The sequence below is a fragment of the Bradyrhizobium sp. CCBAU 53338 genome (assembly GCF_015291665.1).
Lineage (GTDB): Bacteria > Pseudomonadota > Alphaproteobacteria > Rhizobiales > Xanthobacteraceae > Bradyrhizobium.
The window spans coordinates 3642196-3654643 of the sequence record NZ_CP030048.1; the positions used below are offsets into that span (position 1 = coordinate 3642196).

The 12448-nt window shown below is 63.8% G+C and carries 14 protein-coding genes; 10 read left to right on the forward strand and 4 right to left on the reverse strand.

Annotated elements, in window-relative coordinates:
• Nucleotides 1-99 precede the first annotated feature (99 nt).
• Both XH90_RS17080 and XH90_RS17085 read right to left on the reverse strand, forming a co-directional pair.
• Nucleotides 100-684: a CoA-binding protein gene (locus tag XH90_RS17080; protein ID WP_194482533.1), complete on the reverse strand. Its 585-nt coding sequence runs from the start codon at nt 682-684 to the stop codon at nt 100-102.
• Between the two features lie 19 nt (nt 685-703).
• A complete protein-coding gene (locus XH90_RS17085; RefSeq protein WP_194482534.1) occupies nt 704-1528 on the reverse strand; it encodes an enoyl-CoA hydratase in 825 nt (274 codons plus the stop codon).
• An 86-nt stretch (nt 1529-1614) separates the two neighbouring features.
• Between XH90_RS17085 and XH90_RS17090 the strand changes: the two genes are divergently transcribed.
• The 6 genes from XH90_RS17090 (at nt 1615) to XH90_RS17115 (ending at nt 5290) form a co-directional block, all read left to right on the forward strand.
• Nucleotides 1615-2043, forward strand: coding sequence for a PaaI family thioesterase (locus XH90_RS17090; protein ID WP_188099763.1), 429 nt, complete (start codon nt 1615-1617; stop codon nt 2041-2043).
• Between the two features lie 158 nt (nt 2044-2201).
• Nucleotides 2202-2666 (forward strand): 50S ribosomal protein L13, encoded by a 465-nt coding sequence (rplM, locus tag XH90_RS17095; RefSeq protein WP_015685724.1) that lies wholly within the window; start codon nt 2202-2204, stop codon nt 2664-2666.
• A 2-nt stretch (nt 2667-2668) separates the two neighbouring features.
• On the forward strand, nt 2669-3151 hold the full coding sequence (gene rpsI, locus XH90_RS17100) for a 30S ribosomal protein S9 (protein ID WP_057756279.1): 483 nt from the start codon (nt 2669-2671) through the stop codon (nt 3149-3151).
• Between the two features lie 229 nt (nt 3152-3380).
• Nucleotides 3381-4601: a GGDEF domain-containing protein gene (locus XH90_RS17105; RefSeq protein WP_194482535.1), complete on the forward strand. Its 1221-nt coding sequence runs from the start codon at nt 3381-3383 to the stop codon at nt 4599-4601.
• Between the two features lie 57 nt (nt 4602-4658).
• A complete protein-coding gene (locus XH90_RS17110) occupies nt 4659-4895 on the forward strand; it encodes a hypothetical protein (protein ID WP_194482536.1) in 237 nt (78 codons plus the stop codon).
• A 98-nt stretch (nt 4896-4993) separates the two neighbouring features.
• Nucleotides 4994-5290, forward strand: coding sequence for an antibiotic biosynthesis monooxygenase (locus tag XH90_RS17115; RefSeq protein ID WP_194482537.1), 297 nt, complete (start codon nt 4994-4996; stop codon nt 5288-5290).
• Between the two features lie 3 nt (nt 5291-5293).
• On the opposite strand, the gene XH90_RS17120 is transcribed toward XH90_RS17115, so the two are convergent.
• Nucleotides 5294-6358 carry an AI-2E family transporter gene (locus tag XH90_RS17120; RefSeq protein ID WP_246755881.1) on the reverse strand — a complete coding sequence of 355 codons (1065 nt, stop codon included), beginning with the start codon at nt 6356-6358 and terminating at the stop codon, nt 5294-5296.
• Here XH90_RS17120 and XH90_RS17125 point away from each other — a divergent pair.
• The 4 genes from XH90_RS17125 (at nt 6239) to XH90_RS17140 (ending at nt 10736) form a co-directional block, all read left to right on the forward strand.
• Nucleotides 6239-7279: a hypothetical protein gene (locus tag XH90_RS17125; RefSeq protein WP_246755926.1), complete on the forward strand. Its 1041-nt coding sequence runs from the start codon at nt 6239-6241 to the stop codon at nt 7277-7279. The two genes, XH90_RS17120 and XH90_RS17125, sit on opposite strands and share 120 nt — an antisense overlap.
• Before the next feature lie 91 nt (nt 7280-7370).
• On the forward strand, nt 7371-8144 hold the full coding sequence (locus XH90_RS17130; protein ID WP_194482540.1) for a gamma-glutamyl-gamma-aminobutyrate hydrolase family protein: 774 nt from the start codon (nt 7371-7373) through the stop codon (nt 8142-8144).
• Nucleotides 8145-8604: 460 nt separating this feature from the next.
• Nucleotides 8605-9978 carry a nodulation protein NfeD gene (locus tag XH90_RS17135; protein ID WP_194482541.1) on the forward strand — a complete coding sequence of 458 codons (1374 nt, stop codon included), beginning with the start codon at nt 8605-8607 and terminating at the stop codon, nt 9976-9978.
• Nucleotides 9978-10736: a slipin family protein gene (locus XH90_RS17140; RefSeq protein ID WP_371748244.1), complete on the forward strand. Its 759-nt coding sequence runs from the start codon at nt 9978-9980 to the stop codon at nt 10734-10736. The genes XH90_RS17135 and XH90_RS17140 overlap by 1 nt, the downstream gene beginning before the upstream one ends.
• 152 nt (nt 10737-10888) lie before the next feature.
• On the opposite strand, the gene glnA is transcribed toward XH90_RS17140, so the two are convergent.
• On the reverse strand, nt 10889-12298 hold the full coding sequence (gene glnA, locus XH90_RS17145) for a type I glutamate--ammonia ligase (RefSeq protein ID WP_194475560.1): 1410 nt from the start codon (nt 12296-12298) through the stop codon (nt 10889-10891).
• Nucleotides 12299-12448: the final 150 nt, after the last annotated feature.

A 12448-nucleotide genomic window follows, 5' to 3' on the forward strand; every position in this document is an offset into this window, starting at 1 on the left:
TGCTGATGGGAGCCGTGCCCGGCGTCAAGCCGCGGCTTCACGTCGCAACGATCGTGCTGCGCATCGACGCGCTCGCGAAACGAATCCTTCGCAATTGCGTCAGCTTTGCTCGCTCTTGTTCTTGGCCGCGCGATCGGAAGCCGCAGTGTCGCCGCCGCCGACACTCATCCGATTGAGGGACAGGCGCATGCCCTGTGTCGGCGCCGGCGGTCGCTTGGAACTGAGCGTGCGCGAATTGACGCCCATCCAGGAGATCTCCGACGACAGCCGGCCATATTCGATCTTGGGGCAGCGGTTCATCACGACCTTGATACCGGCGGCCTCGGCCTTTTCCGCCGCCGCGTCGTCGCGCGCGCCGAGCTGCATCCAGATGACCTTCGGCAGCGGATCGAGCGCCAGGGCCTCCTCGACGACTGGCATGATGTGGCTGGAGTTGCGGAAAATGTCGATCATGTCGATGGGGCGGCCGATGTCGCGCAGCGAGGCGACGAAGGGCTTTCCGAGCAGCTCCTTGCCGACATGGCCGGGATTGATTGGGATCATGTCGTAGCCGCGCTGCGCCAGATATTTGAACGCGAAATAGCTCGGCCGCACGTTGACCGGAGAGGCGCCGACCATCGCGATCGACTTCACGCTGTTGAGGATGCCGCGGATGTAGTTGTCGGGATAGGCGTCGTGGTTCATTGCTGGTCTTTTCTTGTTGTCACTCGTCCCGCCAGGTCGGCGTGCGCTTTTCGATGAAGGCGCCGATGCCTTCTTCGGCATCGCGCGCCATCATGTTCTCGGTCATCACCTCTGCGGCATAGCGATAGGCATCGGCAAGGCTCATCTCGGCCTGGCGGTAGAACGCCTCCTTGCCGAGCTTGACGGTGTAGGCGGATTTCAGTGCGACCTGTTCAGCGAGCGCAATCGCGGCGTCGCGCTCGGTGCCGGCGGCGACCACGCGATTGACGAGGCCGATCTCGCGGGCGCGCGCGGCCGGGACGGGCTCGCCCGTCAGCAGCATCTCCATCGCCTGCTTGCGCGGCACGTTGCGCGACAGCGCCACCATCGGCGTCGAGCAGAACAGGCCGATGTCGACGCCGGGCGTGGCGAAGCTCGCCGCTTCCGATGCGATCGCAAGGTCGCAACTCGCCACGAGCTGACAGCCGGCCGCAGTCGCAATGCCCTGGACGGCGGCGACCACCGGCTTTGGCAGATGCACGATCGCCTGCATCATCGCGCTGCAGGCGTTCATCGTTTCGGCGAAGAAGGCGCGGCCGCGATCTGGGTCGGTGCGGCGTGCGGTCAGCTCCTTCATGTCGTGACCGGCCGAGAAGGCGGGACCGTTGGCCGCCAGCACGACCCCGCGGACGGTCTTGTCGCTGCGGAGATCGTCGAGCGCGGCATGGAGGCCGGCGATCATCGCCGTCGACAGGCTGTTGCGCGCAGACGGCCGGTTGAGGGTCAGCACCGCGATGGGGCCGACCATTTCGCGCAGCAGAACTGGCTGATGCGGGGAGGGGGCACGGGCGGCCTGGGTGGACATGGCGGCGTTTCCGATTGGATTATTACAGTTGGATGATGCAGATAACCTAATGCAGCAGGCAACGTGAAGCGAGGGTGGGGAACAGCATGGCGGCAGCGAAAATGAGCGTGGCGGAGCTCGAGCAGTTTCTCCGCGACGAGTTTCCCCAGGCCTTCAGCGGCGACGACATTACGATCGAGAGTGCGGACGGCCAGACCTGCCTCCTGCGCCAGCGCTACAGCGAACGGATGCTGCGGCCGGGCGGAACCGTATCGGGTCCGACGCTCATGGCGCTCGCCGATTTCGCCATGTACGTGGTGCTGCTGTCGGCGATCGGGCCGATCGGGCTCGCGGTAACGACCAATCTCAACATCAATTTCCTGCGCAAGGGCCAGCCCGGGCAGGACGTGCTGGCGGAGGCCCGGCTACTCAAGCTGGGCAAGCGCCTCGCGGTCGGGGAGGTGAACCTGTTGTCGGGGACCTCGCCCGATCCGATTGCCCATGTCACATCGACCTATTCCATTCCAAATGTTTGATCTTTTTGCAGGTAACATAGAACCATATTTTCAAGATATTGATTTTGCTTCGATAATTTACCTCCTTGGACATTGACCGTTGCGCGTGTCTTCTCTAGAAACCAGCGCAGTCCGGCGCGGTGTTCGCGCCGATGCTCCCCGTCCACGGAAACTCTGACATGAAAACCTTTTCGGCAAAGCCGGCTGAGGTGACGAAGAAGTGGGTGCTGATCGACGCCAAGGGTCTGGTCGTCGGCCGTCTCGCCACCATCGTTGCCATGCGCCTGCGCGGCAAGCACCTCCCGACCTACACCCCGCACGTTGATTGCGGCGACAACGTCATCATCATCAACGCCCAGCATGCGGTCCTCACCGGCCGCAAGCGCGAGCAGAAGACCTATTACAAGCACACCGGCTATGTCGGTCACGTCAAGGAGCGCACCGCGCGCCAGATCCTCGAGGGCAAGCATCCCGAGCGCGTGCTCGAGAAGGCCGTCGAGCGCATGATCCCGCGTGGTCCGCTCGGTCGCGTCCAGATGGGCAACCTTCGCGTTTACGGCGGTGCCGATCATCCGCACGAGGCCCAGACGCCCGAGAAGCTCGACATCGCCAAGTTGAACCGCAAGAACACGAGGGCCGCATAATCATGGCCGAATCCATTCAGTCGCTCGACCAGCTCTCGCAGCTCAAGACCGCAGCTGTGGCGCCCGATGCGCCCAAGCACGAGAAGAAGGTCGACAAGTTCAACCGCGCCTACGCCACCGGCAAGCGCAAGGACGCGGTCGCCCGCGTCTGGATCAAGCCGGGCGCCGGCAAGGTCACCGTCAATTCGCGCGAGGTCGAGGTCTATTTCGCTCGTCCCGTGCTGCGCATGATGATCGAGCAGCCGTTCTCCGTGGCCCAGCGTTCGGGCCAGTACGACGTGATCTGCACGGTTGCCGGCGGCGGTCTGTCCGGTCAGGCCGGCGCGGTGCGTCACGGCATCTCCAAGGCTCTCACCTATTTCGAGCCCGAACTGCGCTCGGTCCTCAAGAAGGGCGGCTTCCTCACCCGTGACTCGCGCGTGGTCGAGCGTAAGAAGTACGGCAAGGCCAAGGCCCGCCGGTCCTTCCAGTTCTCGAAGCGTTAATCGCTTCGGTCACATTCGCCGCGAAAGCGGCTTCAATGAGATGTAAAAAGGCGCTGATTTCAGCGCCTTTTTTGTTACTCGTTTGTACGCAAATTGAGCGCGTGTTTCCCGAAAACTTGGGCTCGCGTGAAAACCTGAATGGAACCCGCGGGACATAGCGTCGCATTTGGAAGGGCGCGCAAGTCGGCTGGGCCGATCGCGTAACTGCTATGTTTAGAAGGGGGCCGACATGATGTCGCTCGATAGCATCACGCTCTATTTGGTCGCCACGATGGTCGCCGCATTGCTCGGCGCCATGATGGTGTTTTTCGGCAAGCAGGAGAACAGCGCCGCGCTGAAATGGTGGGGCACCGCCTATCTGCTCGGCGCGGCGTCCGTCGCGTTGTGGACGGCGACCGGCGACAAGCTCGGCCCGCACCTCTATCTCGCATTGAACGCCGTCGGCTTCGTCGCCTGCGGCATGGTGTGGAATGCGGCGCGCGTCTTCCACGGCCGCAAGCCGAACTGGCCCGGTCTCGTGCTCGGTGCGATCGCCTGGGTCGCGGCGGTGATGCTGCTCGATCCCGCAGCGTCCATGCTGCGCATGATCATCGGTGCCGGCATCGTTTCGGTCTATGCGGCGCTGACCGCGAGCGAGCTCTGGGTCGAACGGCGCAAGAGCCTGAAACGGCGCTGGCCGGCCTTTGTCGTGCCCGTCATGCACGGCTGCGTGCTGATGCTGCCGATCCTGCTCGGCAGCTTCCTGCGCCCGCACGACGCCGGCTTCTCCACCAGCGTCTGGGTCACCGTGTTCGCGGTCGAACTCGTGCTCTATGCGGTCGGCACCGTGTTCGTGATCTTCATGCTGGTGTCCGAGCGCACCGTCACCGCACACCGCACCGCGGCGTCGACCGATCCGCTCACCGGCATGCTCAACCGCCGCGGCTTCTCGGAAGCCTGCGCGCGGATGATCGAGCGCGAGGCCAAGGGCGGCCGCCCGGTCACCGTGATGATCTTCGACATCGACCATTTCAAGTCGATCAACGACCGCTTCGGCCATCCCGCCGGCGACGAGATGCTGAAACTGTTCTCGACCGTCGTCGTCAACAATCTGCGCATCTCGGACCTGTCGGGCCGCATCGGCGGCGAGGAGTTCGCTGCGCTGCTGCCTTGCGCACTGGAGGAAGGCGTGCTGGTCGCCGAGCGCGTGCGCGAGGCGTTCGAGACCTCGGGCGTCGTGGTCGATGACGGCGCGGTCGACACCACCGTCAGCATCGGCGTGGCGGGCGGTCCTGCCGGCACCGAGCTCGAGGTGTTGCTGGCCTCGGCAGATACCGCGCTCTACCAGGCCAAGCGCGGCGGCCGTAATCGTGTCGAAGCGGCGGAGGAGCTGCCGTTGTCGCTGGAGAACTGGCGCCGCCAGAGCGCCGCGCGGATCGGTGCGTCCAAGACTCAGCCGGCAACGGCCTGAGACCGGGAGAGATTGCGGTAATCCTCTGTTTACCATTCGATTCCTACCATCGCGGTCATGGAATCGATCGGTCGACAGAACCCGCAAGCCGCCCTGATCTCGCTTGAAGCCGCTGCGGCCTCGGCACGCGGCGGCTTCGCCTGTCTGTTCTCGACTGCGGACGAATACGAGACCGCGCTCATCGCCGAGCGCCGCGCCCAGGGACGTTATTCGCAGGCCCCGAACTATTGGCCGGTCGCATTATTCATCGGCTGCACGCTCATCGTACTCGGCACCGCGCTGCTGTTCGCCTGAGAGCGCCGCATTTTCGGCCGGGCAGGGCGCCGTTTCGGCGCCTTTTTCTTTGCCCCCGGCTGCGGTAGACACGGGCACCAACAAAAGGGTGGAAACCGATGATCACCGAGATCGCGCAAATCGACGTCAAGCCGGGCAGCGAGAAGGACTTTGAGGCTGCCGTCGCCAAGGCCAAGGCCGCCTTCGGCCGCTCCAAGGGCTTCCACGGCTTTGAACTGCACAAGTCGATCGAGAGGCCGCAGCGCTACCGGCTGATGGTGAAATGGGCGACGCTGGAGAACCACACCGTCGATTTCCGCGGCTCCGAGAATTTCACCGAATGGCGCGGCCTCGTCGGCCAGTATTTCGCCTCGCCCCCGGAGGTCGAGCACACCGAGACCGTGCTGACGACCTGAGGATCAGGCCGTCTCGGCGAGAGGCGGCGCCTCATATGTCTTGAAATGATCGATCATGACCTTGGCGATGGCGACGAGTGGCAGCGCCAGCGCCAGGCCCCAGATGCCGAACACGACGCCGAGCAGGATCTGGAACGCGAACAGCGTGGCCGGCGGGATGTCCAGCGCCTGGCGCTGGAGGATCGGCGTCAGCACATAGCTCTCCATCGCATGCACGCCGAGAAACAACACCAGCGCCGATAGCGCCGGAATCCAGCCCGAAGCGAGGCTCGCCAGCACCACGACGACGCCGGCGATGATGGCGCCGACGGTCGGGATGAAGGCAAGCAGGCCGGCCTGGATCCCCAGGATGAACGAGCCGGGGATGCCGATGATGGCAAGCCCGATCCAGGTCACGACGCCCACCGCAATCATCACGATGATCTGCGCGATCAGCCAGCGCTCCAGCGTCTCGCCGATGCGGTCGATGATCAGCGTCGCGCGCATGCGATGTTTCGCCGGTGTGAGAAACAACAGCCCGTCGTGATAGACGCCGGGTTGCGCGGCGAAGGCGAGCCCGAGGAACAGCACGATGAAGACATTGCCGACCGCGCTGATCGCGCCGAACAGCAGCTTGAAGGTCTGGCTCACGATCGCCCCGCCGCTGGAGGCGAGCGCGCCTGCCCCCGGCAACGGGCCGTGCGAGTTCTGGTTCGAGGCAGGCGTCGCCGGCGTGAGGTCACCCGAGGACGAGGCTGCCGAGTTGGCATTGCCGAGATCGAAGACGCTGGTGTCGATGCCGTGGCTTTCCAGGAAGGACCTCAGATGCGAGATCTGCGACTTGATGGTGTTGCTGAGTACTGAAGCCTGGTCGGCGATCGTCGCACCGCCGAGATAGGCGACGCCGGAGAGCAGCACCGCAAGCACGATGCAGACGGTCGCAAGCCGCACGGCATGTGGCAGGTGAACGTGGCGGCCCAGCGCATTGGTCAGGGCGTTGAGGCCGACCCCCAGCAGCATACCGGTGAATATCAGGAGCAGAGTGGCCGCAAAATACCAGGTGAAAACCAGAGCTGCAGTGAACAGCACGACCCCGATGCCGCCGACTGCGACAGCCCAAACGAGATCGTCGCGAGTCTGGGCCCGTTCATCTCTGGAGATCGTCACATCAAGTCCTTTTCGGCGGCTGCGGGGCAAGGCACTCTTTCGGCAAACGCGCTTGCGATCAAGACCGCGTCAACGCGCTGGTTTGACGCTGCCGCGCGAACGGTGCAGACCGGTGAGAAAAGAACAGGTGGGGGGCGCTTGAGTTTCATCAGCAAATGGGCCGGTCTGCTAGGGCTCCTGGCCGTGATCGTGATTGGCGACCAGATCCGTATCAATCGGCCTGGCCACAAATATCGCCTCACGGTCGAAGTGACGACGCCTGACGGAATCAGGACCGCCTCCGGTATCCTGGCCGTCGTGCCCGACCGCAACTACAACCGCGGCGGCCGCACCACGATCCACGGGGAGGCTGTGTTCGTCGATCTCGGACAGGGCAGGAATTTGGTGGCGCTGCTGGCGCATCAGCAGGGGACCAAGCTCGACCTCGACGACATCAACTACGTCGCCGTCCGCGCCTATGGCGCTACGCGCGGCAATCGCGTCTCATTCACCGACATCAACAGGCAAGTGGGCATCGTTCCGGTGCAGGGGGAGGTGATCCCTGTGCTCGTGAGCTTTGGCGATGTGAGGGACCCCACCACCGCACGCCTTGTCGCCGCTGATCACGCGGATGTGGTTCTGGGCGACGGTTACGCCATCCGCGGCCTCACCGCCGAGGTGGTGCCCAACGGATTTTGGCCGATCGATTTCGGCGGCGTGCTCGGGGAGCCTGTGACGCGCGGAATCGAGGCGAAATTGCCCTGGCTGGCCGCGCCGGGCGACCAGGCGGCAACCGCGCTGAAGGCGGCCGGCCTGCCTGCCACAGGTGCGGTCGAGGCCCGAGAGGCATTTGCGCGAAAATAGCATTGCCGTCCCGCGATCCCCTCTGTTGAATTTGTTCCATCCGAGGGGCATGTTTCAAGAATCTTCTTCGGCGGGGAGGTCGGAACGAGAGATGAGAAAGCCGGTCGTCGGCGTGATCGGGAACGCCCATCGTGTCGAAAATCGATTTCAGGTCCAGATGGTCGGCGAGCGCAATTTGCGCGCGGTCGCAGAGGTCTCCGGCGGCTTGCCGGTGATGTTCGCGGGCTCGCCCGACATCACCGATATTGCCGCACTCCTCGACACCGTCGACGGGATCGTGCTGACCGGCGCTCGCGCCAACGTGCATCCGACCCGCTTCAACGTCGACCCCTGCGAGAAGCACGAGCCCTACGACATCCACCGTGACGAGGTCGCGCTGGCGCTCTCGGTCGCCTGCGTTTCGCGTGGCATCCCGCTGTTCGGCATCTGCCGGGGCCTCCAGGAGATGAACGTCGCCTTCGGCGGCTCGCTGCATCCCGAGATCCGCGAAATCCCCGGCCGCATGAACCATCGCATGCCAAGGCTCGAGAACGGCGAGATTCATCCAGATCCGACCGTCGTGTTCGCCGACCGTCACGACGTCGACCTCACCCCGGGCGGCGCGTTCGCCAAGCTTCTCGGCTGCGAGAAGATCCGGGTCAATTCGTTGCACGGACAGGGCATCCTCGATCCCGGCAAGCGCGTGCTGATCGAAGGCGTCGCCGAGGACGGCACCATCGAAGCGATCCGCATCGCGGAAGCCCCGACCTTCGCACTCGGTGTGCAATGGCACGCCGAATACGACCCGCAGCGCAATCCCATCAATCGAAAGCTGTTCGAAGCTTTCGGCGAAGCGATGGTGGCGAAGCAGAAGGCCGCAGCGTAGCGGGCGCGGGCGCGGGCGAGAGGCCGTACGGCATGCTCTCGCCCGGCCGTCATTGCAAGCTCTGCAAAGCAATCCAAGTCTTTCCGTGTCGGGATTCTGGATTGCTTCGCTCGAATAAACCAATCGGCAAGAATTGGTTCGCATCAATTTTTGCGATTCCGATTCGTTCTCTGGGAACGAAATGGAGTCAGATGCAGAACGAAAGTTGATGGCTTGCACTCCACCATGCCGCGCGCGCAAGCGCGAGCGCGGAAGCCATCTCAAAACAGAGCATGCGGCCTGATGGATGCCGGGCCTGCGTGCTAGTGCGCGCATACAGGAATGACTGGGGACCTGGTCCGCGACAGGGGCGCCGCAATTCGACCGGACCGTTGCATCGCACAATAGCAATTGCGGGCGACGTGCTCCGCATTGAGGTTTGCGTGACGGCCACCATATCTTCGGCAAGGGAGCCCTTGCCGTGAAGATCATGAAGGCGACCCTCGTTGCGGCGATCGGCATCGTCGCTTGTCTTGCCTGTCTCCGTCCCGGCTCAGCGGAGGATCCTCGCCGTGTTGCGCTCACCGTCACGATCGATGGCGCCATTGGCCCGGCGTCGGCGAGCTATGTGAAGGAGGCCCTGGTCAAGGCCAGCGAACGACGCGCAGAGATCGTGATCCTTCGCATGAATACGCCCGGCGGCCTGAACTCCAGCATGCGCGAGATCATCGCAGACATGCTCGGCTCGTCCGTTCCCGTCGCCGGCTACGTCGCGCCGGCCGGCGCCCATGCGGCAAGCGCCGGGACCTATATCCTCTATGCGACCCACATCGCCGCGATGGCGCCGGGCACCAATATCGGGGCCGCGACGCCAGTGCAGATTGGCGGACCGCTTCAGGGCCTGCCCAGCGGCACGCCGGACAAAGACAGCAAGGACAGGAAGGACGAGCCGAAGGACGCGATGACGGCGAAGGTGACGAACGACGCCGTTGCCTTCATCCGGAGCCTTGCCGAACTGCGCGGCCGCAATGCCGATTGGGCGGAGAGGGCGGTGCGCGAAGCCGCCACGCTGTCCGCCAATGGCGCCTTGCAGGCGCACGCCATCGACCTCGTCGCACGCGATGAGACCGACCTGCTCAGGCAGATCGATGGTCGCGTGGTCGAGCTTGGCGGCGGCACGACGCAGCACCTGGCCACGCGGGATGCCGTCATCGAAGCCGTCGATCCCGGCTGGATCTCCCGATTCCTGGCGGTCATCACCGATCCCAACGTCGCGTTCATCCTCCTGATGGTCGGCATCTACGGCCTCATCTTCGAGTTCATGTCCCCCGGCGCCGTTGCTCCAGGCGTGGTCGGGACGATCTGCCTGCTGCTCAGCCTCTACGCACTCAATATGCTGCCGATCAATTATGCCGGGCTCGCCCTGATGCTGGTCGGCATCGCGCTCCTCGCCATCGAGGCCTTCAATCCGACCGTCGTGATTGGCCTTGGAGGCGTCGTCGCCTTTGTGCTGGGCGCCATCATGCTGGTCCGGGTCGAATCGCCGAGCTACCGGCTGTCGTGGTCGGTCATCGCCATCGTCGCGGCGATCTTCGCGGGGTTTGTTCTGGTCGTGCTCGGCGCGCTCCGGCGCGCCCGCCGCAGTTCGCCACGGGTCGGCGCGCAAGCCATGCGAGGCCTTATCGCCGAGGTGCTCGACTGGAACGAGAACGAGGGGCACGTCTTCACCCATGGCGAACGCTGGCAAGCGCGCGGCGCCGACACCTTCAAGCCCGGTGAGAGGGTCGAGGTCGCCAATATCGTCGACTTGACCCTGGTGGTCCGGCGGCCAAGCGGCGAGGGAGGTCAAGTCTGATGTTCGAATATTCGCTTTATGCAGCGCTTGCGCTGATCGTCATCCTGTTTCTCACCCAGGCCATTCGCATCCTCCGGGAATACGAGCGCGGCGTGATCTTCACGCTCGGCCGTTTCACCGGGGTGAAGGGGCCGGGCCTCGTCATCCTCATTCCGGTCGTGCAGCAGCTGGTTAAGGTCGACCTCAGGGTTATGGTGCAGGTGGTGCCGCCCCAAGATGTGATTTCGCGCGACAACGTCTCGGTCAAGGTCAACGCGGTTCTCTACTTCCGCATCGTCGATCCCGAGCGCGCCATCATCAAGGTCGGCGACTACATGGCCGCGACCAGTCAGCTCGCCCAGACCACACTGCGCTCGGTGCTTGGCAAGCACGAACTCGACGAGATGCTCGCCGAACGCGACAGGTTGAACGCCGACATCCAGGAAATCCTCGACAAGCAGACCGACGTCTGGGGCATCAAGGTGACCGGCATCGAGATCAAGGACGTCGATCTCAACGAGACCATGGTGCGCGCGATCGCCAAGCAGGCCGAAGCGGAACGGCTGCGGCGCGCCAAAGTGATCAATGCGACGGGCGAACAGCAGGCCGCCGAAAAGCTGGTCGAGGCCGGCCGGATTCTCGCGCAGGAGCCGCAGGCAATGCAGCTGCGCTACTTCGCGGCCCTCCACGACATCGCGGGCGAGCGATCGTCGACCATCGTGTTTCCGCTGCCGACGGGGCTGCTCGACCATTTGATGTCGCCGCGTGAGACGACGTGAGCGTGGATCGACGGAGAATGGGTCGAGCGCAGCGAAACCCATCGTTGTCGCGAGCCTTGAGGCGATGGGTTTCGCAAGGGCTCAACCCATCCTCGTAAGTAAAAGGCGCCCCTCGCGGAGCGCCTTTTGCCTGTCTTGATCGCTCGAGCCGCTCAGCCCGAATAGTACATGTCGAACTCGACCGGGTGCGGGGTCATCTCGAAGCGGGCGACCTCCGTCATCTTCAGCTCGATGTAAGCGTCGATGAAGTCGTCGTCGAACACGCCGCCGGCCTTGAGGAAGCCGCGGTCCTTGTCGAGGTTTTCCAGCGCCTCGCGGAGCGAACCGCAGACGGTCGGGATCTGCTTCAGTTCTTCCTTCGGCAGATCGTAGAGGTCCTTGTCCATCGCCGGACCCGGATCGATCTTGTTCTTGATGCCGTCGAGGCCGGCCATCAGCATCGCGGCGAAGCCGAGATAGGGATTGGCCATCGGATCGGGGAAGCGCACCTCGACACGCTTGGCCTTCGGCGAGGCGGTGTAGGGGATGCGGCAGGAAGCCGAACGGTTGCGCGCGGAGTAGGCGAGCAGCACGGGGGCTTCGTAGCCCGGGACCAGACGCTTGTAGGAGTTGGTCGACGGGTTGGTGAAGGCGTTGATCGCCTTGGCGTGCTTGATGATGCCGCCGATGTAGTGGAGGCAGGTCTCCGACAGGTCGGCATATTTGTTGCCGGCGAACACCGGCTTGCCGTCCTTCCAGATCGACTGGTGCACGTGCATGCCCGAGCCGTTGTCGCCGTAGATCGGCTTCGGCATGAAGGTGGCGGTCTTGCCGTAGATGTGCGCGACCTGGTGGATGCAGTACTTGTAGATCTGCATGTGGTCGGCCATCAGCGTCAGCGTGTCGAACTTCATGCCGAGCTCGTGCTGGGCGGAAGCGACCTCGTGGTGATGCTTCTCGACCTTGACGCCCATCTTGGCCATGGCGCCGAGCATTTCCGAGCGCATGTCCTGCACCGAGTCCTGCGGCGGGACCGGGAAGTAGCCGCCCTTGGTGCGGATGCGGTGGCCGAGATTGCCGCCTTCATATTCGGTGTCGGAGTTGGTCGGCAGCTCCGAGGAGTCGAGACGGAAGCCGGTCTTGTAGGGGTCCGCCGAATAGCGCACGTCGTCGAACACGAAGAACTCGGCCTCGGGACCGACGAACACGCTGTCACCCACGCCCATCGACTTCACCATCGCCTCGGCCTTCTTGGCGATGCCGCGGGGGTCGCGATTGTAGGGCTCGCCGGTGGTCGGCTCGAGCACGTCGCAGGTGATGACCATGGTGGTTTCGGCGAAGAACGGATCGATCGTCGCGGTCACCGGATCGGGCATCAGGCACATGTCGGACTCGTTGATCGCCTTCCAGCCGGCGATCGAGGATCCGTCGAACATCGTTCCTTCGGCGAAAATGTCCTCGTCGATCATGCCGACGTCGAACGTCACGTGCTGCCACTTGCCGCGCGGATCGGTGAAGCGCAGGTCGACGTACTTAACGTCGTTGTCCTTGATCGATTTCAGGACGTCTTTGGCGGTCTTCATGCATACCCCTTTTGGCTCTGCGGGTCGGTTTCCAGGTGAGCAGATTCGTTCTCGCTTTCGGCGAGTTTGGCGCAACCGCACAAACGAAATCAGGCCGCCGAAGCAGCCTTTTTTCTTTCAGAGTGTCGCAAAATTCGGGATAGCACCCGG

Excerpts from the sequence above, each read along its gene's own strand:
- XH90_RS17080 (WP_194482533.1), bottom strand. The coding sequence starts at position 684 with ATGAACCACGACGCCTATCCCGACAACTACATCCGCGGCATCCTCAAC.
- XH90_RS17085 (WP_194482534.1), bottom strand. The coding sequence starts at position 1,528 with ATGTCCACCCAGGCCGCCCGTGCCCCCTCCCCGCATCAGCCAGTTCTG.
- XH90_RS17090 (WP_188099763.1), top strand. The coding sequence starts at position 1,615 with ATGGCGGCAGCGAAAATGAGCGTGGCGGAGCTCGAGCAGTTTCTCCGC.
- rplM (WP_015685724.1), top strand. The coding sequence starts at position 2,202 with ATGAAAACCTTTTCGGCAAAGCCGGCTGAGGTGACGAAGAAGTGGGTG.
- rpsI (WP_057756279.1), top strand. The coding sequence starts at position 2,669 with ATGGCCGAATCCATTCAGTCGCTCGACCAGCTCTCGCAGCTCAAGACC.
- XH90_RS17105 (WP_194482535.1), top strand. The coding sequence starts at position 3,381 with ATGATGTCGCTCGATAGCATCACGCTCTATTTGGTCGCCACGATGGTC.
- XH90_RS17110 (WP_194482536.1), top strand. The coding sequence starts at position 4,659 with ATGGAATCGATCGGTCGACAGAACCCGCAAGCCGCCCTGATCTCGCTT.
- XH90_RS17115 (WP_194482537.1), top strand. The coding sequence starts at position 4,994 with ATGATCACCGAGATCGCGCAAATCGACGTCAAGCCGGGCAGCGAGAAG.
- XH90_RS17130 (WP_194482540.1), top strand. The coding sequence starts at position 7,371 with ATGAGAAAGCCGGTCGTCGGCGTGATCGGGAACGCCCATCGTGTCGAA.
- XH90_RS17140 (WP_371748244.1), top strand. The coding sequence starts at position 9,978 with ATGTTCGAATATTCGCTTTATGCAGCGCTTGCGCTGATCGTCATCCTG.
- glnA (WP_194475560.1), bottom strand. The coding sequence starts at position 12,298 with ATGAAGACCGCCAAAGACGTCCTGAAATCGATCAAGGACAACGACGTT.